This is a genomic window from Curtobacterium sp. MCLR17_040 (genome assembly GCF_003234735.1).
GTDB classification, from domain to species: Bacteria; Actinomycetota; Actinomycetes; order Actinomycetales; family Microbacteriaceae; genus Curtobacterium; species Curtobacterium flaccumfaciens.
Genome location: NZ_QKTE01000004.1, coordinates 46,833 through 65,959 on the forward strand (window position 1 = coordinate 46,833; position 19,127 = coordinate 65,959).

Sequence of the window (19,127 nt, forward strand, 5' to 3'; positions counted from 1 at the left end):
CTGGGCGATCGTCGCGCGGAGTCGCTCGGTGCCCGATGCGCTGCGCCGCTCGTTGCGCTGTGTCGCTAGTTGCGCTGTGCCGCGGCGAGCAGGTCGGGGCCGCGGCGGTCGAACAGGCGTCCGCCGGCGGAGACACCGATCACGAGCACGACGGCACCGACCCCGATGCCCACCAGGAGCGTCAGGACCGACCAGGGCTCCGGACCCTGCACGACGGCGAGCACCGCGAGACAGGCTGCGGGGACCGTGCAGAGCACGATGCCGATCACCATGGACGCCTGCGCGACCGTGGCGGTGACGCCGGCGGCCTGGGGCTGCTGGAACGGGTGGTCGCCCGGGCGCACCGTCGGGTAGGGCATGAGCACCGACAGGACGCTCGACAACCCGAGGCCGGACAGCAGCGCGCTCGCACTCACGCCGATGAGCAGCGGGAACGCCGCCCAGTCCCCGAACAGCCGGGCGGACAGCGCGGCCCCGGCGACGATCGCGGGCGCCCCCACGACGAGCACGGGCACGACACGACCGAGCCGGTCGCTCCACCCGGGCGCACCCGAGGCGACGTGCAGCCACACGGCGGTGTTGTCGTACGAGACGTCGTTGTGCGGCAGGAACCCGGCGATCAGCGCCATCAGCGGCAGCGGCACGAGCGCGGTCCACTGCCACGGCACCCCGGCGACACCGAGCGGGATGACGACGATCGGCACGAGCAGGATGATCAGGTACGACGTGCGGTACCGCGGGTCGCGGACCCAGTAGGTGAGCGCCCGGGCGGCGACGGCCGACACCGGGGCCGAACCGAACCGGTCGAACCAGCCCAGGCCCTGGTAGCGGCGGGTGCGGGCGCGGTCGTCGACGGTCTCGAGCGCTCGGCCGACGAGTGCCCACCACGCCCAGGCGAGGAGCGCGACGACGGCGACCGCGACGAGGAGCTTCAGGACACCCGCGCCGACGTGGCCGCTCGCGACCTCGGCGGGCACGGCCCACGCGGCACCCCACGGGGTCCACCCGGCGACGTCCGCGACGCGCTGCATCTCGGCACCCTGCGGGTCGAGCCAGTCCACGCGCAGCAGCAGCGCCACCGTCGGGATCGAGAGCGCGATGATGACGAGCGCCACCAGCCACCCGGCGTCGCGGGAGCGGTCCGGCCCGATCAGCCGGGAGCCGACGGTGCAGCAGACCCGGATGAGGAGCGCGCACGTGGCGACGCCGAGCAGCCCGCCGAGCACCGCGAGCAGCCCGAGACCGGGGTCGCGGGCCCAGGCGACGACCTGGCCGACCGCGACGACGACCACACCGATCACCGGGATGCCGACGAGGCCGGCGACGACGAGGCCGATCGCCAGGCGACGGCGCTCGATGCCGAAGACCGCGAAGCGCCGCGGGTGGAGCTGGTCGCTCCGGCCGACGACGAGCGGCACGACCGTGAAGCCGAAGGTGATCAGGGTGCCCACGGGCACGATGACGGCACGCGCGACGTCCGGGTCGGCGTCACCGAGGGTGATGGTCTGCGACGCGACGAACACGGCGGCGAGGAGTCCGACGAGGCTGGCGAGCACGACGGCGACGGACCGGCGGGCGGTGCCGCGGACCTCGCCAGCGAGCAGGTCCGCCCTCAGCCGGAGAAGCTGTGCAACCATTCCATGCTCTCCGCGACGACACGACCGCCGGCGAGTTCGACGAACTTGTCCTCGAGGCTCTTGCGCCCGCGGACCTGGGCCATGGTGCCGGACGCCAGGACCTTGCCGCCGACGATGATGGCGACCGAGTCACAGGTGCGCTGCACGAGCTCCATCGAGTGGCTGGACAGCACGACCGTGCCGCCGCCCCGGGTGTACCGGCGCAGGATGTCCGTGATCGTCGCCGCGCTCACCGGGTCGACCGACTCGAACGGTTCGTCGAGCACGAGCACCCGCGGCGAGTGGATCAGGGTCGCGGCCAGGGCGATCTTCTTCGCCATGCCGACGGAGTAGTCGGCGACCTGGCGGCCGAGCGCCTCGCCCAGCCCGAAGGCCTCGGCGAGGTCGGCACTGCGCTTCCGGGCGGTGGCCCCGTCGAGCCCGCGGAGTGTGGCCGAGTAGTAGAGGAGCTGCGCGCCGGTCAGCCGGTCGAACAGGCGGAGCCGGTCCGGCAGCACACCGAGACTGCGCTTCGCCGCCGTCGGGTCGGCCCAGACGTCGTGGTCGAGCACCGTCACCGAGCCGGCGTCGGGGCGCAGCAGTCCGGTGATCATGGAGAGGGTCGTCGTCTTGCCGGCGCCGTTCGGGCCGACCACGCCGAAGATGGAGCCCTGCCGGATCTCGAGGTCGACCTCGTCGACGGCCAGGGTCTGCCCGTACCGCTTGACCAGGCCGTTCGCCGCGAGGACGACGGGCTGGAGCGTCTGCGGCTGCTTCGGGGCGGCGGTGCGGGGCGCACGCTTCTTCGCCGCGGGCGCGGCGGTGCTCGCCCGGTCCGCGACGTCCGTCGCGTCGTCCGCGTCGGTCGGGACGGGAGGCGCGGCGTCGGTCCGCGGGGCGGCCTTCGTCGGGCGCTTGGTGCGTCCCTTGCCGTTGCGCGCCTTCGCGGGGCGAGGCGCTGCGGCCGTCGCGTCGTCGGTGCGGTTGTCCGTCGTCGCGTCGGTGCCGGTCGTCGCGTCGTCCGACTGGGTCGCCGTCGTCGCGTCGGTGCGGACGGCCGTCCCGTCGGTCATCGCGTCATCAGTGGCGGCGTCGTCCGCATCAGTGTCCCCCGTGTCGTCGTCGGCTGCGTCGTCCTCAGCAGCCGCGGCGGTGTCCGCGTCGTCGGCGTCCCCCGCCTCGGTCATCCAGGCAGCGTCGGCCGTGGCGTACACGTCCTCGTTCTCTGCTCGCGCTGGCATCGACCCACCGTACCAACGCTCTCCGACCGTCGGGAACCGTCGCGGCCAGGGTCACGAATTGAGTACGAAGCACGCAGACCCGTACCCCGCGAGGGGGTGTTTCCGTATCATTCACCAGGGCACGAAGGAGTGTTCACCACTTGGAAACCTGCTCCAGCAGGCGATCCCGGCAGCCTCCTCGCTGCGACGACCACGTCGACGCGACCGGTTCTCGGGCAACTCGGACGTTGGAAGCGCAGACTCGACGAGGCCCGCCCGTACCCCAGGGTGCGCGGGCGGACACCAGAAGGGACCAGCATGACCACGCAGATCGTGATCCTCGCAGCGGGGATGGGCAGCCGTCTCGGCCGCAGCCTGCCGAAGCCGCTCACGGAGCTCAGTGACGGCCGCACCATCATGCAGCAGCAGTTCGACAACATCCGCGCCGCGTTCGGTTCGAGCGCCCGCGTGACGATCGTCGTCGGCTACAAGTCGGAGCACATCGTCGAGGCGTTCCCCGAAGCGAACTTCGTCTACAACGAGTCCTACGACTCCACCAACACCTCGAAGAGCCTGCTGCGTGCCCTCAAGGCCACCGGCAAGAGCGGTGTCCTCTGGATGAACGGCGACGTGGTCTTCGACCCGATGGCGCTCGTCCGTGCGGCCGACATGATCGACGAGGGCCGTTCCTTCGTCAGCGTCAACACCGACAAGGTCTCCGACGAAGAGGTCAAGTATACCGTCGACGCCGAGGGCTTCATCCACAAGCTCTCCAAGCAGGTCGTCGGGGGTCTCGGCGAAGCCGTCGGCATCAACTACGTCTCCGCCGCCGACAAGCAGGCCCTCATCCGCCAGCTCGGGCGCGTCGACGACCAGGAGTACTTCGAGGGCGGCATCGAGGCTGCCATCGCCGAGGACGGGCTACGCTGGACGCCGATCGACATCTCCGACCTGTACGCGGTCGAGATCGACTTCGCCGAGGACCTCGAGCGCGCGAACAACCTGTTCGCCTGAACCACCGTCAGGACCCCCTCGGCGGTTCCGCCCGGAGGGAAACCGTGACCACAGCGAGTGCGCCGACCGCGCCCGTGGCTCCCGCACCCGCGAAGGCCCGGAGCGCCGGTCGGCGCTATCGTCAGGCCCTGTGGTTGCTGACCGTCCGCGACCTCCGGGTCCGCTACTCGACGTCGGCGCTCGGCTACGTGTGGTCGATCCTCGACCCGCTCGTGATGTCGGGGATCTACTGGTTCGTCTTCACGCAGGTCTTCCACCGCGGCTCGGTCGGTGAGGATCCGTACATCGTGTTCCTGCTGTCCGCGCTGCTGCCGTGGATGTGGTTCACCGGCGGCGTCTCGGACTCCACCCGGGCGTTCATCAAGGAATCGAAGCTCATCCGCTCGACCACCATCCCCCGCACCATCTGGGTGGCACGGATCATCGCGTCGAAGGGCATCGAGTTCCTGCTGAGCCTGCCGGTCCTGGCGGCCTTCGCGATCGCGACGGGCGCCCACCTGCACTGGCAGGTCGTGTTCTTCCCGCTGGCGATCGTGCTGCAGTGCGCGCTGGTCTACGGCCTGGGCCTCATCGTCGCGCCGCTGGTGGTCTTCTTCCGTGACCTCGAGCGCGCCACCAAGCTCGTGCTGCGCTTCCTGTTCTACGCGTCCCCGATCATCTACGGCACGCACGCGCTGCCCTCCGCCCTGCGTGACATCGCCGCGATCAACCCGCTCACCGGCATCTTCGGCATGTACCGCGCGGCGTTCTTCCCCGGCCAGCTCGACTGGCTCGAGGTCGGCGCCTCGGTGGTCGTGACCGGCATCGTCCTGGTGATCGGGTTCGCGGTGTTCCGCCGCAGCGAGCACCGCGTGCTGAAGGAGCTGTGATGACCGCGACCGACCAGACCCGTCGCACCGAGACCGTCGCACCGGTCATCTCGGTGCGCGACGCCGGCATCTGCTTCAAGCGCAACCGTCGCGCGAGCCGGAACTTCAAGGACCTGTTCGCCGGACGCGGGCGCCGGAAGCGTGCCGATGAGTTCTGGGCGCTCCGCAACGTGTCGTTCGACGTCCGCCCTGGCGAGGCGATCGGCGTCGTGGGACGGAACGGCCAGGGCAAGTCGACCCTGCTGAAGCTCGTGGCCCAGGTCATGCTGCCCGACGAGGGCCGCGTCGACGTGGGTGCCGGCGTCGCCCCGCTCATCGAGATCACCGGTGGCTTCGTCGGGGACCTCACGGTGCGCGACAACGTGTACCTGACGGCGGGCCTGCACGGCATGTCACGGGCCGAGATCCGCGACGCCTTCGACGAGATCATCGACTTCGCCGAGATCGCCGACTTCGTGGACACCCCCTACAAGCACCTGTCGAGCGGCATGAAGGTCCGCATCGCGTTCGCGGTGATCTCGCGGCTCGACGAGCCGGTCATCCTGGTCGACGAGGTGCTGGCGGTGGGCGACAAGGCCTTCCGCGAGAAGTGCTACAAGCGGATCGAGCAGCTCCTGGCCGGCGGCCGGACGCTGTTCTTCGTCTCCCACAGCGACAAGGACCTCCGTCGCTTCTGCGACCGGGGGCTCTACCTCGACAAGGGTCGTCTGCAGCTCGACGGCACCATCGAGGCCGCGCTGGCCCGGTACGCGGCCGACTACGGCTCCTGACCGGCCGGGGTACTCCCCCTGCACCAACACCGGTATCGCTGGCTCCCTCCACAGCCCCGGCCCTCGTGAGCGCCCCCGGGGTCCCGCCGTCGGACCCTCCCCCTAGCGTTCCACCCATGCACCACCCACCAACCGCGTACGCCGTCCCGTTCGCCGTCGACCGATCGCACGCACCGCGTCGGTACGACCTCGTCAACACCGGCCCCGAGCCGGTCGACGGGCTCTCCCTCACCCATCTGGGCAACGGCTACTGCCCGCCGCTCGCGGTGCGCCGCCTCGACCCGGGCAGGTCGTTGTCGCTGGCGGTGTTCGGCGCCGACCCCGAGGACACGGGGGTCGTCATCGTGCGGTGGCGTCGGCCCGACCGGTCCGAGTACCTCTGGCGGATGTCACTCGTCGGGCCGGGGCTCCAGCCGTGACCCTGCGCCGACCTGCGCCACGGAGCACCCGGGGTGACGATCGGCCGTCAGCGCCCGTCGCGTTCGGCCGCGACGGTCCGCCACCGCTCGAGCAGCCACTCCACGGCCTCGTGGAACCGCTCCGTGGCGGCACCCGGGGTCGTGTCGCCGAAGTACCGTGCGACCCAGTGCTGCAGGCGTGCGAGCTCCTCGGCGTCGCTCGCGGCCGCGTCGACACGGGCGAGCACCGACGGGGCATCGGCCGCGGTCAGCCAGTTCGCGTCGCTCAGGTAACCCCGCTCGTCGACGTCGGCCTCGGGCGAGACCGGTCGCGTGACGATGAGCGGCTTGCCGACCGCCAGCCGGTCGTAGATCATCGCGCTGATGTCCGTGATCGCCACGTCGGCGTCCGCCAGCTGCCAGCCGAGGTCACCGCCGTCGTCGTACAGGTGGTGCGCGGCGGGATCGGCGGCGTTGGCTGCGCTGATCGCCGCCACGATGCGCTCGTGCGCCGCGCGGTACGCCGGGTCGAGCACACCGCTGCGCGGGTGCGGGCGGTAGACCAGCCGGTGGCGGGGCGACGCCAGCACCTGCTCGGCGATGACCGTGCCGTGCGACGCGATCGACCCGTACGCTGCGGCACCGCGGTCGCCCTCCCACGTCGGGGCGTAGAGCACGACGGTCCGGTCGTCGTCCGGGTACGGGGCCGCTCCGGCGAAGTGGTCGGCTTGCGGGCGTCCGATCGCGATGGTCCGGGCGTCCAGGTCGTAGTCCCACAGCGCCTCGGCCAGACGATCGCGTGCTGCGTCCCCCGCGATCAGGGCGTAGTCGTACGCCTTGAACTGGTTCGTGGTCATGTACATCTTGTCGCTCTCGCCGTGGTTGACGAAGACGTGCCACATCCGCCCGTACCGCATCATCTGGAAGTTGCGGGCGTTCTGGTTGACGTACAGCACCACCTTCGGCGCCTGGGTGTCGACGAAGTGCTCGAGGTCGATCACCTGCCGGGCGTAGACCGCGGGCACGGGCGACTCGTCGAGCAGGGTCAGCATGGTGCCCGGACTCCGCGAGACGATCGCCACCGGGTGCGTCTTCGCGAGTTCGGCCAGCGGCGCGTACCACTGGCGCACCTGGTACATGTTGACCGGACCGTCGGCGAAGTACACGGCGATCTCGACCGAACCGGGCGCCGGCTTCGGCGCGGACGGCAGTCGCTGTGCGAGCTGCCGCCGGCTCCGGCGCGACGTCAGGAGTCGCTCGACGAGCCGCAGTGCGGTCCGCAGGTCGCTGATGATCGACATGGTCGTTCTCCGGGTCTGCTCGGGCGGTACGGGGCGGGCGGGTCAGACGACCGGCGGCCGCCCTGCGATGGTCATCCGTGCGACTGTGAGCCAGCCCATCGGGCGGACCGGACCGCAGTCGGTCGTCCATCCTTCACGGATCCCACCGAACCAGGTGGCCAGTCGGCGGGGGTGACGCCACCAGCGCGCGATCTGGATCGCGGCCCACGACCCCACGTACAGCGGTCGCAGCACCGCCGGCAGGTTGCGTCGAGCGAGCCACACCCGGTTCCGGGCGTTCAACCGGTAGTACTCGGTGTGCCGCGCCGGGTCGATCGCGGGGTGGTGCGCGACGAGGTCACCGGCGTACCAGGTCCGACGGCCGGCGTCCCACACCCGCCAGGCGAGTTCGATGCCCTCGTGGGCGTAGAAGTACTCGGCACCCCAGCCGCCGACGGCCCGGTACACGTCCATCGGCAGCACGACGGCGCCTTCCCAGACCGAGAAGACCGGCGACGAGTGGTCCGGCTCGCCCTTCCGGATCCGCGGCACCCACCGGCGGGGGTTCGCGGCGCCAGTGGGGTCGACGACCCGCGGCTGCACGAGGCCGAGCGACGGATCGTGCTCGAACACCGCGATCGCGTCGCGCAGGAACGTCGGCGACGGCACCGAGGCATCGTCGTCGAGGAAGAACACGTAGTCGCCGTCGACGACCTCGGCCCCGGCGTTGCGCCCGGCCGGGATCCCGACGTTCTCGGGCAGGGCCAGCGCCCGAACGCCGTCCGGCAGCCCGGTCGGCGCCCAGCCGTTGCCGACGCAGACGACGTCGAGCTCGACGTCCTGCTGCGCGAGCACGCTGTCCAGCCCGCGGCGCAGGTCGTCCGGCCGGGTGCCCTGCGACAGGCTCACGACGGCGACGCGCGGTCGTCCGCGGCGCACCACCGCGTGGCGGCGCAGCGTTCCGGGCACGGTCGTGTCGTCGGTCACGCCTTGACCCGCTTCGAGGCGATGATCGCCAGGAAGTGCCCGACCGTCGCGAGCACCGCGAGCGGCAACAGCGCACCGACCAGGATGCGGCTGGCGAGCGGGTCGCCGATCACCAGGGCGAGCAGGGCGAAGACGAACGCGAGCATGCTCAGCTCGACCGAGTGGTACAGGCGGTGGAACGGCAGGAACTTCGCCAGGCGGCGGAGCGATGCGAGCTTCCGACCCGACGGCGCGGTGGAGGCGTCCCGCCGGTCGACGAGCTTGTCGAGCCCGGCGTTCGCGCGGGCCACGTGCACCATGTCGTTGAGGGCCTTGTTCAGCACGATGACCAGGCCGAGTGCGCAGCCGATCGTGGTCCACATCCAGTCGGCGTCGTGGATCGGCCAGGTGGCTGCCCGGATGCCGAGCGCGACCGGGATCAGGCCCTCGGTCGTGTAGTGGCCCACCTTGTCGAGGAACACCCCGGCGGGCGACTTGGTGCCGCGCCACCGGGCGACCTCGCCGTCGGAGCAGTCGACGAGCATCTGCAGCTGGCCGAGCACGAGCGCCAGCGCGGCGCCCCAGATGCCGGGGATGAGGAGGGCGGCAGCGACGCTCCAGCCCACCAGGATCATCAGGCCGGTGACCTGGTTCGCGCTGACACGGGTCTTCAGGAGCACCCAGGTCAGGTACGGCGAGACGTCGCGCAGGTACAGCGAGGCCGTCCAGTGCTCGGCGTTGGCGCGGGCACGGACCTCGTCCGGCTGGGCGACGGCCCGGAGCTCGGCGATCGAGGTCGGCCGTGCGGATCCGCGGCCGGTCGTGGGCTGGTCGGTCATTCGGTCACCGTCCCGTGTGGGTGGTCAGCTCGGACGTGCGGGTCAGGAACCCGATGATGAACCCGAGCCCCCAGCCCACGTGGATGCAGGGCAGCACGACGAGCAGCCAGAGAAGCGTCGGCAGCCCGGAGCGGCGCGCCACGGCGATCGACCCCAGGACGACGAAGAGCAGGTAGACGACGGGCACCACGAACCCGAGCAGCGCCCAGGCGAGCGGCGTGCCGAGCACGGCGCCGACGATGCCGACGAGCCCGGCGACGATGCCCAGCGCCATCGCCGCCACCATGGCCGGCGGCACGAAGTAGCGCAGGCCGTTGTTCGCCGGGAACCGACGGGCGAGCTCGCCGCGCCAGAGTCCGGTGGCGACGAACTGCCGCACCAGGCGCTTCAGGCTTGGCCGCGGGCGGTACGTGACGACGAGTTCGGGCGTGAACCAGACGGTCCCACCGGTCTGGCGCAGCCGCCGGTTGAGTTCCCAGTCCTGTCCGCGCTTGATGCCCTCGTCGAAGAGTCCGACGTCGAACAGCCGCTCGCGTCGGAACACCCCGAGGTAGGCGGTCTCGGCCGGGCCCGCGGTGCCGCCGACGTGGTGCGGCGTGCCACCCAGCCCGACACGGCTGCCGTAGGCCAGGGCGACAGCCCGCTCGAAGGGGGTCCGGCCCTCGGCGCGCATGATGCCGCCGACGTTGTCCGCACCGGACTCGAGGAGCGTGTGCACCGCGATGCGCGTGTAGTCGGTGGGCAGGACCGAGTGCGCGTCGACCCGGATGACGACGGGGTGCACGGACGCACGGATCGCGACGTTCAGCCCGGCGGGCGTCGACCCGACCGGGTTGTCGATCGCGCGGATCCGGGGGTCGGCAGCGCTCATCTCGGCGACGAGCTCGTTCGTGCCGTCGATCGACGGCCCGAGCGCGAGGATGACCTCGAACGGACCCGTGTAGTCCTGGTCGAGCAGGCTGCCGACGGCGGCCCGGACCTCGGTGACCTCGTTGAGCACGGGCATCACGTACGAGACGCCCGGCAGGGGCTGTCCGTCTGACTGCATGCGTACCTCGGGGTGCTGGCTGGCGGCACGGGACGCACCGGGGCGGTGCCGCCCCGCAGAGCGACCATGAGCCTATCAAGAGGCCGAACCGCCCACCTGCGTCGACGCGGGACGCGCCCCGTGACGGACTGGAGGCCCGGCGCACGTCGTTCCCCGGGCCTCCTGTCCGTCGTGTGGTGGCGTCAGCCCTTGCTGTCGAACGTCCCCAGCTTCACGTCGGCCTGGCGGGTCTGGCCGTCGCGGACGAAGCTGATCGTCGTCGAGGCGCCACCCGCGAAGAAGCGCACCTGCGCGGTCAGGTCGGTGGCGTCGGAGACCGACGCCGAACCGATCTTCGTGACGACGTCGCCCTTCTGCAGACCGGCCTTCGCCGCGGCACCGCCGTTGGACACCGACTTGATGAGGGCGCCGACCTGGGTGGCGCTGGCGTCCTCGGTGGCGTCGCCGACCGTTGCGCCGAGGAGACCGTGGGTCGCCGAGCCGTTGTCCTTGATCTCGTTCGCGACCCGCTTGACCAGGTTGGCCGGGATCGAGAAGCCGACGCCGATGCTGCCGGCGGCCGACTCCGACGACGACGAGCTGCCGGCCGAGGCGATCGCCACGTTGATGCCGATCAGTCGGCCCTTCGAGTCGAGCAGCGCACCGCCGGAGTTGCCCGGGTTGATCGATGCGTCGGTCTGGATGACCGGGAGCGAGACAGTGGTGTTCGCGGACGAGCTGCTGCCGTTGTCCCCGTTGCCCCAGAAGTCGAAGGGACCCGAGCCGCCGTTGCCGCCCTCGTTCGAGTCGCCGCCCTCACTGGGGGCGCTCGAGGTGACCTGGATGCTGCGGTTCAGCGTCGAGACGATGCCGTCGGTGACGGTGTTCGACAGGCCCAGGGGCGCGCCGATCGCGACCGCCGTGTCACCCACGTTGAGCTTGGACGAGTCCGCGAACTCCATCGGCTTGAGGTCGGTCGCGTCGATCTTGATGACCGCGAGGTCGACCGTCGGGTCGGTGCCGATGAGCTTGCCCGCGTAGATCTTGCCGTTCGAGGTCGTGACGGTGATCCGGCCGTTCGAGCTGTCGCCGTCGAGGGTCACCACGTGGGTGTTCGTGACGATGTAGCCGTCCTTGCTCATCACCACGCCGGAACCGGTGCCGGCCTCGTTGCTCGCGGACACGTTGATCGTGACGACGGACGGGGTCGCCTGTGCCGCGACGGCGGTGACCACGGTGGCGGAGTCGTAGTCGTTGACGGTCAGGTTGCCGCCCTGCGACGAACCGGAGGACACCACGCTGCCACCGTCGTTGGTCGCCGACGAGGCGAGCCATCCGGCGCCGCCACCCACGAGCCCAGCAACGACTACGCCGGCGATGATCGGCAGGAGCAGCTTGTTGCGGCCCGAGCGGTCCTTCGTCGTCGTGGTCGCGGCTGCGCCGGAGGCGTCGTCGCTGAAGTAGTGGCCGTTGCGCTGGTTCGCGCCGTCGACGTCGCCGAATCCGCTCGTGGCCGACTGCGGGGCCTGCGCGGACGCGTTCGCGTACTCGGAGGACGAGCTCGGAGCGGTCGAGGACGTCGGCTGGGCGTACTCGCCGTAGCGGGGGCGTTCGCCGCCCGGCTGGCCGTACTGGGACTGCCGGCCGTACGGGTTCTGGGGCTGCTGGCCGTACTGGGACTGCTGGCCGTACGGGTTCTGGGGCTGCTGGCCGTACTGGCTCTGCTGGCCGTACGGGTTCTGGGGCTGCTGGCCGTACTGGCTCTGCTGGCCGTACGGGTTCTGGGCCTGCGGCGTCTGCTGGCCGTACTGCGAGGGCTGGCCGTACGGGTTCTGGCTCTGCTGGGGCTGCTGGCCGTACGGCGACGTCTGCTGGCCGTAGCCGCCCTGCTGCGCACCCGAGGAGTCGCCGGAGACGGCGGGGTACGGCGCGGTGTAGCGGTCGGTCGGGTGGTCCGTCGACGACGGGATCACGTCCGTGTGGTCCGGGGTCGTCTCGTCGTTCTGGTTCTGGTTCTGGTTCGGGCGAGGGGTCTCGTCCGGCTGGTCGGAGTCGTTCGGCATCGACGTGTTCCCTCTCGTGGCCGCTGCTGCGGCGTCCTCACTGGCGGCAGGCGGAGCCGCATCGTCCGGACGGCGGTCGTCGCCCTGCCCGCTGGGCGTGGTGTCGGTCATGCTGGACGTGCTCCTTTCAAGCTCGTGCAGTCTGTCGCAAGCACCTGAGCGGTCCTTCTGGCGAGGCTGCGAGCCACCCCTGGCGATCTTATGCGTGCGCTGTACACGGTGGCCCGGTCTGCCGCGGGACGGACAGCTAGGTTGGGGTCCGTTCAGCGCGACACGTCGTCGCCCGCACGGGAGGGAACCACATGCGCCAGGCAGGACCGTGGCTGCGAGCCGCCGACGGAGCGATGCTGCTGGGACCGGACGGGGTCCCCGCACCGACGGTGTTCGCCGAGATGAGCGCCCTCGCCGCCAGCACCGGCGCGGTCAACCTGGGGCAGGGCTTCCCCGACGAGGACGGGCCGGCCGAGGTGCTCGAGGCCGCGGTGCAGGCGATCCGCGACGGCGTGAACCAGTACCCGCCGGGCCGGGGCACCCCCGACCTGCGGTCGGCGATCGCCGAGCACCAGCAGCGGTGGTACGGGCTCGAGGTGGACCCCGACCGCGAGGTCCTCGTCACCGCCGGCGCCACCGAGGGGCTGGCCGCCACGATCCTCGCGCTGGTCGAACCCGGTGACGAGGTGATCACATTCGAGCCGTTCTACGACGCCTACGGCGCGCTCATCCGGCTGGCCGGCGGGGTGCACGTCACAGTCCCGCTCACCGCGCCCGACTTCCTGCCCGACGAGCGCACGCTCCGCGCGGCCTTCACCGACCGCACCCGCGCCGTGCTCGTGAACACCCCGCACAACCCGACCGGCCGGGTCCTGCCCACCGAGGTGCTGCAGACGATCGTCGACCTGGCCACCGAGCGCGACGCGGTGATCATCACGGACGAGGTCTACGAACACCTGACGTTCGACGTCCCGCACACGCCCATCGCGACCCTGCCCGGCGCCGCCGAGCGGACGGTGTCGGTGTCGAGCGCGGGCAAGACCTTCAACACGACCGGGTGGAAGGTCGGCTGGCTCACCGCTCCCCCGGCACTCGTCGACGCGATCACGACGGTGAAGCAGTACCTGACCTTCGTGAACGGTGCGCCCTTCCAACCAGCCGTCGCCGTGGGACTCCGCCTGCCCGACGCGGTGTTCACCGGCATCGCCGCCGACCTGCGCGCGAAGCACGAACTGCTCGCCGACGGACTGACGGCGGCGGGCTTCGACGTGATGCGGCCCGACGGCGGGTACTTCGTGCTCGCCGACGCCGCGCCGCTCGGGTACGACGACGCCAGTGCGTTCTGCCTCGAACTGCCCGCGTTGGCCGGTGTCGCGGGCGTGCCGGTCTCGGCGTTCGTCCGCCCGGACCGGGTCTCCGGCTACCGGTCCCTGGTGCGCTTCGCGTTCTGCAAGCGCCGGAGTGTCCTGGAGGACGCCGCCGCACGCCTGGCGACCCTCGGAGCGCGCCCCGGCGCCTGAGACGCGACCGCGTCGGGGACGCGACCGACGCGTCAGGGCTGCCCCGGGCCTCCAGGCAGGGTGCGCAGTGCGACGTCGTAGCGCCGCAGCGACAGCGACGGGTTCACCCGTCGGACGGCGTCGGTGACGGTGGTGTCGATCGTGGCGGTGAGCGTGGTCGGCGAAGCGCCGGCCGAGGCGACCGCCACGCCCGACGGGTCGAGGACGACCGAGCCGCCGATCCCGATCGGCGGCGTCTGCCCGACCCCGACGACCCAGACGGTGTTCTCGATCGCGCGGGCGGTAAGGAGCGTGCGCCAGTGGTGCTCCTTGCCGGGGCCGCGCACCCACTCGGCGGGGAGGACGACGACGTCGGCCGCTCCGGCCTCGGGAGCGGCGAGTCGTCGCGTGACCTCGGGGAATCGCAGGTCGTAACAGGTCTCGAGCCCGACACGGACTCCGCCGAGGTCGAAGACCGGCAGCTGCTCCGGGTCGCCGGACTCGATGCGGTCCGACTCCCGCGAGCCGAAGGCGTCGTAGAGGTGGACCTTCCGGTACGTCGCCGCCAGGTCGCCCGACGGGAGCACCGCGACCAGGGTGTTCCGGAAGCGCTCCGGCGTGCCTGCCGACTCGGCGACCCCGACGATCAGGGCGATGCCCGTTTCGCGGGCGATGTCACGGAGGCCGGAGACGAACGGACCGTCCAGGGGCTGCGCGGCCGCCACGAACCGATCGTCGATGTCGGCGGTGAAGTACGAGGTGTACTCCGGCGTGATCAGGAGATCGGCGCCACGGGCCGCCGCGTCAACGGCGGCGGTGCGCACGGTGTCGAGGTTGGCGACGGGGTCGTCCACGGGGGCGAACTGCGCCGCCGCGATCGTGAGGGTGGCCATGGGGCGAGCGTACCCGGGGGTCTGCGGCGGGCGGGCCTGCGGCTGGGCGTCCTGCGCCGGGCGTCTCGCGTCTCGCGTCTCGCGTCTCGCGTCGGGGCGTCTCGCGTCTCGCGTCTCGCGGCGGGGACACGATGAAGGCCCCGGTCCTGTTGGACCGGGGCCTTCATGTGACGCTTGGTTGCGGGGGCAGGATTTGAACCTACGACCTCTGGGTTATGAGCCCAGCGAGCTACCGAACTGCTCCACCCCGCGGCACGTTTAGAAGCCTACACGGGGCCGTGGCGGGACACAAATCGAGTGCCCCGCCACGGTGTGTCAGTTGCCGTTCTCGGCTGCCGTGGCGGCCTCGATCGCGTCCTGGAGGCGCTGGTCGGCTTCCGCCGCAGCGACCAGGTCGTTGTCGGCGTAGGCCTCCTGGCGGTCCTGCAGGGCTGCCTTGGCGTCGGCCAGGGCCTCCTGCAGAGCGTCGTTGTCGGTCGAGCCGGAACCCGTCGAGCCGGTCGAGCCGGTCGATCCGGTCGATCCGGAGCCCGAGGAACCCGTGTCGGAACCGGACCCCGTGTCGGAGCCGGACCCGCTGTCGGAACCGGAACCGGAACCGGAACCGCTGCCGCTCGCGCCGGAGTCGCCGGCCGCCGCACCGGAGTCGCCGCCGAACAGCGAGTTCAGGGCTTCGTCGAGGGTGTCCTCGAACGCGATCTTGTCGCCGAAGGCCACGAGGACCTTCTGCAGCAACGGGTACGAACCACTCGAGGTCGACTGGACGTAGACGGGCTGCACGTAGAGGAACCCACCGCCGACCGGGAGCGTGAGCAGGTTGCCCTGCTTCACGGTCGAGTTGCCCCGCTTCAGGATGTTGAGCTCCTGCGACACGGTCGAGTCACCGTTGAAGAGGCTCTGCACCTGTCCGGGGCCCGGGATGTTGTCGGTCTTCGGCATCGTCAACAGCGTGAGTTTGCCGTAACCCGACGCCTTCTCGCCCTTGCCGGCACCACCCGCGTCGGAGTTCACCGCCAGGTAGCCGGTCAGCACGTTGCGGTTGTTCGCCCCGGCCGACTGCTGCGGGATGTAGGTCGTGTACAGCGAGTACGCCGTCCCCTGCCCCGGCACCTTCATCGTCAGGTAGTACGGGTCCTGCAGGTTCGCCCTGTTGGCGGTCGTCGTCGTCTGCGCGCCGAGTGCGTTCGTCGATGTCGCCGCCGTGTCGGCGTCACTGTCCGACGTCGCCGTGCTGGTCGGTTCCTGCGGGGTGTTCCACGCATCGTCGCCCGAGTAGAACGAGTTGGCGTTGGTGACGTGGTACGTCCCGAGGATCGAGCGCTGCACCTTGAACAGGTCCGTCGGGTACCGCACGTGGTCGAGGAGCTCGGCGCTCATGCTCGACACCGGCTTCATCGACGTCGGGAAGATCTTCTGCCACGTCTTCAGGACCGGGTCCTTCGTGTCCCACGTGTACAGCGTCACCTTGCCCGTGTAGGCGTCGACGGTGGCCTTCACCGAGTTCCGGATGTAGTTCACCTGGTCGGTGCGGTACGTCGAGGACTCGGCGCCGGCGATGCTGTCCGACAGGCTCTGGCTCTGCGAGTACGGGTACGCGTCGCTCGTGGTGTAGCCGTCCACCACCCACTGGATGCGGTGGTCGACGATCGCCGGGTAGGCGTCGCTGTCGACGGTCAGGTACGGCGCCGCCTTCTGCACGCGGGTGATCGGGTCGCGGTCGTAGAGGATCTGCGAGTCCTTGTTCACCGCATTCGAGAGCAGGATCTGCTCCGACTGGAACTTCGCGGCGTAGACGAGCCGGTTGAAGAAGTTGCCGAGGCTCGGACCGCCGTCGCCGGCGTAGGTGGTGGTCGCGTTGCCGCCGTTGTCGTCGTCGGAACCGGACGGGTAGTCGAGCTCCACGTCCTTCGTGCCCTTCGGCGCACCGACGATCGAGTAGGGCGGCGAGGTCTCACCGAAGTACACGCGCTGCTGGAAGTCACCCAGTGCACCGTTCGACGGGATGCCGGACTCGAGGAACACCGGCTTGCCGTCGCTCGCGCGCTGGTTGCCGTAGGCCGCGGTGACGCCGTAGCCGTGGGTGTAGACGAACGCCCGGTTGTACTGCGTGTTCGCGGCCGAGCTGAGCCCGGCGAGGTCGATGTCGCGGACCGCGATGACGGTGTCCTCGGTCTCGCCCTTGACGTCATAGCGGTCGACGTCCAGCTCCTTCGGGAACTGGTAGTACTGCCGGTACTGCTGCAGCTGGCTGAACGTGTCGGAGACGATCTTCGGGTCGATGAGACGGATGTTGGCCGTGGTCTGCGCGTCCTTCGCGAGCGCACCCGAGCTCGTCTCGGTCGTGGCGTCGTAGTTCTGTTCCTCGACGCCGGCGACACCGTAGGCGTCTCGCGTGGCCTTGATGTTCCGCTCGATGTAGGCGGACTCGAAGGTGCGCTCCGAGGGCTTCACCTGCAGACGCTGGACGACCCACGGGTAGATGCCGCCGACGACGATCGCGGCGACGAGCAGCAGGCCCGTGCCGACGATCGAGATGCGCCAGCGGCCGATGACCGCCGTGACGATGAAGAGCAGCGCGACGATCGCCGCGATGCCCGCCATGATCTCGCGGCCGGGGATGACCGCGTTGACGTCGGTGTACTGGGCACCGGTGATGAGCGAGTTCGACTTCGTCAGCGCCGCGTACTGGTCGAGCCAGAGGCTGACGGCCTGCAGCGCGATGTAGAGCGCCGCCGTGACCGCCAGCTGGATGCGCGCGGCACGGGAGATCCGGACCTCGCGACCACCGAAGCGGAGCGCACCGTAGAGGTAGCTCGCAGCGAGCGCGGCGAGGCCGGCGATGAGGACGACGGCCGACGAGTAGGCCACGATCGAGCGCCAGAACGGCAGCTCGAACACGTAGAACCCGATGTCCAGTCCGAACTGCGGGTCGGTCTTGCCGAACGGCGTGCGGTTGAAGTACTCGAGGACCATGCTCCAGCGGCCCGCGGTCGAGAGCCCGGCGAAGATGCCGAGGACCACGGGGATGCCGATCATCACGGCGCGCCGCAGCGGCTCGATGACCTGCTGGTAGCGGTCGAGCTGCGAGTTGAGCTTCGCGTAGACCGGCCGGAACCGGAACGCGAGCGCGATGCTCACGAAGACCGGGACCGCCATGCCGAGGAAGCCCGCCAGGAACATCAGGGTCCCGGCGATCCACCGGGTGGTGAGGACCTGCTGGAACCCGAGCTGCGCGAACCACGCGTAGTCGGTGTACAGGCTGGCGAAGATGAAGAAGGCGATCACCAGTGCGGCCAGCACGATGATCGTGACCACGATGGGGACCCGCGGCGAACGCCGCCCCGAGGTGGACGAGGTTGTCGTCACTTGATGTGCTCCAGACGTGTCGGACCGGCGGGCCCGGCTCGCGGCGGGCCGTCAGTGACACTGATCCTATGGGACCGGACCGAGCGTGAACCTGTACGGGGGCTCAGGACCGGGTCAGGACCCGCAGCGAGCGAGCTTCGCGGTGCTCCCGCCGTCGGCGATCGTCTGCAGGTCGGTGACGGCCTGGTCGAGCGTGGAGACGCTGTAGACGTCGAGCCCGTCCGGCACGTGCCCGACGACCTCGTCGCAGTTGGCCGCGGGGGCGAGGAACACCGTGGCGCCCGCGTCCGCGGCACCGTAGAGCTTCTGCCGGATCCCGCCGATGGGGCCGACCTCGCCGGCCGCCGTGATCGTGCCGGTGCCCGCGACGTGCTTGCCGCCGTTCAGCTTGCCCGGCGTGATCTCGTCGATGATCCCGAGCGCGAACATCATGCCGGCGGACGGACCGCCGACGTCCTGCAGGCGGATCGACACCTTGAAGGGGAACTCGTAGCGCACGGTGACGCCGACCCCGAGCAGCGCCGTGCCCTGCTCACTGCGGGGCGTCACCCGGACGTCCTTCGTCGCGCCGTCCCGTTCGACGGTGACGGTCGCGGGGCTCGAGGTGCCGTGCTGCGCGACGGCTTCGCGCAGGCTCACCGCGTCGGCGTTGGTCGTGAGCGACTTGCCGTCGAACGCTGTGATGACGTCGCCCTTCTCGATCGTGCCGTCGGCCGCTGAGCCCTCCTGCACGGCACTGACCTCGAGTTCCGTGGGCAGGTCGTTCCCCTGCTGGATGAGCGCGGCGGCGACGGCTGACTGCTGCGACGCCTGCATGTCGGCGGAGTCCTGCTCGTTCACCTGCTCGGTCGTGGTGCCGCTCGGGTAGATCGCCTCGACCGGGATCACCGCCTGCGACCTGGTGAAGATCGCGCGGATCACGCTGGTCCACGACGGGCGGTTCGTGGCGTCGCCCTGGATGCCGACGGTGAGCATGTCGAGGGCGCCGGCCGTCGGGTACGTCTCGTGGCCGGACACCTGGATGAGCTTGACGTCCTTCGCGTCCTTGCCCGTCCCCTGCTCCTGGGTGCCGATCGTGTTGTAGACCGGCCCGGGGACCTCGATGAGGTACGGACTGGGCAGCAGGCTCGCCAGCAGTCCCAGCACGACCGCGCCGACCAGGAACGCCCACCCGACCGTCCGGGCACGCGAGCGACGACGGGGCGCGGGGGCGAAGAGGGTCACGCGGGGTCCTTCCGAGGTGGGCACCCGCGCCTGGCGGCAGGGTGGTCGCCCACGTCTCGCGACAGGGCTGTTCGCCCTGGGCGCAGCGCTTC

Annotated in this window: 15 protein-coding genes and 1 tRNA gene; 5 read left to right on the forward strand and 11 right to left on the reverse strand. The window is 70.7% G+C overall.

Translation table 11 applies throughout. The annotated features are described in order from the left end of the window. Positions 1-65: 65 nt before the first annotated feature. Both DEJ01_RS05525 and DEJ01_RS05530 read right to left on the reverse strand, forming a co-directional pair. Positions 66-1,637 carry an ABC transporter permease gene (locus DEJ01_RS05525; protein ID WP_111092431.1) on the reverse strand — a complete coding sequence of 524 codons (1,572 nt, stop codon included), beginning with the start codon at positions 1,635-1,637 and terminating at the stop codon, positions 66-68. Beyond that, complete coding sequence (locus DEJ01_RS05530; protein ID WP_258375649.1) at positions 1,613-2,857, reverse strand: ABC transporter ATP-binding protein; 1,245 nt, start codon at positions 2,855-2,857, stop codon at positions 1,613-1,615. Before DEJ01_RS05530 ends, DEJ01_RS05525 begins: the two co-directional genes overlap by 25 nt. Before the next feature lie 297 nt (positions 2,858-3,154). Here DEJ01_RS05530 and DEJ01_RS05535 point away from each other — a divergent pair, with 297 nt between their 5' ends. The 4 genes from DEJ01_RS05535 to DEJ01_RS05550 all read left to right on the forward strand — a co-directional run bounded on the left by DEJ01_RS05535 (position 3,155) and on the right by DEJ01_RS05550 (position 5,908). After that, on the forward strand, positions 3,155-3,850 hold the full coding sequence (locus DEJ01_RS05535; protein WP_017887019.1) for an NTP transferase domain-containing protein: 696 nt from the start codon (positions 3,155-3,157) through the stop codon (positions 3,848-3,850). Between the two features lie 44 nt (positions 3,851-3,894). After that, positions 3,895-4,719: an ABC transporter permease gene (locus tag DEJ01_RS05540; protein ID WP_084741093.1), complete on the forward strand. Its 825-nt coding sequence runs from the start codon at positions 3,895-3,897 to the stop codon at positions 4,717-4,719. Further along, positions 4,719-5,489 carry an ABC transporter ATP-binding protein gene (locus DEJ01_RS05545; RefSeq protein WP_071405446.1) on the forward strand — a complete coding sequence of 257 codons (771 nt, stop codon included), beginning with the start codon at positions 4,719-4,721 and terminating at the stop codon, positions 5,487-5,489. Before DEJ01_RS05540 ends, DEJ01_RS05545 begins: the two co-directional genes overlap by 1 nt. Before the next feature lie 116 nt (positions 5,490-5,605). Next, positions 5,606-5,908: a hypothetical protein gene (locus tag DEJ01_RS05550; RefSeq protein ID WP_071405447.1), complete on the forward strand. Its 303-nt coding sequence runs from the start codon at positions 5,606-5,608 to the stop codon at positions 5,906-5,908. 47 nt (positions 5,909-5,955) lie between these two features. Here the strand turns inward: DEJ01_RS05550 and DEJ01_RS05555 are convergent, their stop codons facing one another. The 5 genes from DEJ01_RS05555 to DEJ01_RS05575 form a co-directional block, all read right to left on the reverse strand. Continuing rightward, positions 5,956-7,188 (reverse strand): CDP-glycerol glycerophosphotransferase family protein, encoded by a 1,233-nt coding sequence (locus DEJ01_RS05555; protein ID WP_111092432.1) that lies wholly within the window; start codon positions 7,186-7,188, stop codon positions 5,956-5,958. 42 nt (positions 7,189-7,230) lie between these two features. Further along, positions 7,231-8,106, reverse strand: a complete 876-nt coding sequence (locus DEJ01_RS05560) for a glycosyltransferase family 2 protein (protein ID WP_111092497.1) — start codon at positions 8,104-8,106, stop codon at positions 7,231-7,233. Between the two features lie 44 nt (positions 8,107-8,150). After that, complete coding sequence (locus DEJ01_RS05565; RefSeq protein ID WP_110864465.1) at positions 8,151-8,972, reverse strand: CDP-alcohol phosphatidyltransferase family protein; 822 nt, start codon at positions 8,970-8,972, stop codon at positions 8,151-8,153. 4 nt (positions 8,973-8,976) lie between these two features. Beyond that, positions 8,977-10,020, reverse strand: coding sequence for a glycosyltransferase family 2 protein (locus DEJ01_RS05570; protein WP_071405450.1), 1,044 nt, complete (start codon positions 10,018-10,020; stop codon positions 8,977-8,979). Positions 10,021-10,202: 182 nt separating this feature from the next. Next, a complete protein-coding gene (locus DEJ01_RS05575) occupies positions 10,203-12,173 on the reverse strand; it encodes a S1C family serine protease (protein WP_258375650.1) in 1,971 nt (656 codons plus the stop codon). Positions 12,174-12,364: 191 nt separating this feature from the next. Between DEJ01_RS05575 and DEJ01_RS05580 the strand changes: the two genes are divergently transcribed. After that, on the forward strand, positions 12,365-13,573 hold the full coding sequence (locus tag DEJ01_RS05580; protein WP_111092433.1) for an aminotransferase class I/II-fold pyridoxal phosphate-dependent enzyme: 1,209 nt from the start codon (positions 12,365-12,367) through the stop codon (positions 13,571-13,573). A 32-nt stretch (positions 13,574-13,605) separates the two neighbouring features. Here DEJ01_RS05580 and DEJ01_RS05585 read toward each other — a convergent pair whose 3' ends face one another. The 4 genes from DEJ01_RS05585 to DEJ01_RS05600 all read right to left on the reverse strand — a co-directional run bounded on the left by DEJ01_RS05585 (position 13,606) and on the right by DEJ01_RS05600 (position 19,035). After that, positions 13,606-14,445 carry a carbon-nitrogen hydrolase family protein gene (locus DEJ01_RS05585; protein ID WP_111092434.1) on the reverse strand — a complete coding sequence of 280 codons (840 nt, stop codon included), beginning with the start codon at positions 14,443-14,445 and terminating at the stop codon, positions 13,606-13,608. Positions 14,446-14,620: 175 nt separating this feature from the next. Beyond that, positions 14,621-14,697: transfer RNA gene (locus DEJ01_RS05590), tRNA-Met, on the reverse strand. 63 nt (positions 14,698-14,760) lie between these two features. Further along, on the reverse strand, positions 14,761-17,760 hold the full coding sequence (locus DEJ01_RS05595; protein ID WP_181438365.1) for a UPF0182 family protein: 3,000 nt from the start codon (positions 17,758-17,760) through the stop codon (positions 14,761-14,763). Between the two features lie 165 nt (positions 17,761-17,925). Then, entirely contained in the window at positions 17,926-19,035 is a 1,110-nt protein-coding gene (locus DEJ01_RS05600; RefSeq protein ID WP_111092435.1) for a PDZ domain-containing protein, read from the reverse strand. Positions 19,036-19,127 lie beyond the last annotated feature (92 nt).

What these genes read in the sequence shown, in the direction of transcription:
- DEJ01_RS05525 (WP_111092431.1), bottom strand. Translation starts at nt 1,637, where the DNA reads ATGGTTGCACAGCTTCTCCGGCTGAGGGCGGACCTGCTCGCTGGCGAG.
- DEJ01_RS05530 (WP_258375649.1), bottom strand. Translation starts at nt 2,857, where the DNA reads ATGCCAGCGCGAGCAGAGAACGAGGACGTGTACGCCACGGCCGACGCT.
- DEJ01_RS05535 (WP_017887019.1), top strand. Translation starts at nt 3,155, where the DNA reads ATGACCACGCAGATCGTGATCCTCGCAGCGGGGATGGGCAGCCGTCTC.
- DEJ01_RS05545 (WP_071405446.1), top strand. Translation starts at nt 4,719, where the DNA reads ATGACCGCGACCGACCAGACCCGTCGCACCGAGACCGTCGCACCGGTC.
- DEJ01_RS05550 (WP_071405447.1), top strand. Translation starts at nt 5,606, where the DNA reads ATGCACCACCCACCAACCGCGTACGCCGTCCCGTTCGCCGTCGACCGA.
- DEJ01_RS05555 (WP_111092432.1), bottom strand. Translation starts at nt 7,188, where the DNA reads ATGTCGATCATCAGCGACCTGCGGACCGCACTGCGGCTCGTCGAGCGA.
- DEJ01_RS05565 (WP_110864465.1), bottom strand. Translation starts at nt 8,972, where the DNA reads ATGACCGACCAGCCCACGACCGGCCGCGGATCCGCACGGCCGACCTCG.
- DEJ01_RS05570 (WP_071405450.1), bottom strand. Translation starts at nt 10,020, where the DNA reads ATGCAGTCAGACGGACAGCCCCTGCCGGGCGTCTCGTACGTGATGCCC.
- DEJ01_RS05575 (WP_258375650.1), bottom strand. Translation starts at nt 12,173, where the DNA reads ATGACCGACACCACGCCCAGCGGGCAGGGCGACGACCGCCGTCCGGAC.
- DEJ01_RS05580 (WP_111092433.1), top strand. Translation starts at nt 12,365, where the DNA reads ATGCGCCAGGCAGGACCGTGGCTGCGAGCCGCCGACGGAGCGATGCTG.
- DEJ01_RS05585 (WP_111092434.1), bottom strand. Translation starts at nt 14,445, where the DNA reads ATGGCCACCCTCACGATCGCGGCGGCGCAGTTCGCCCCCGTGGACGAC.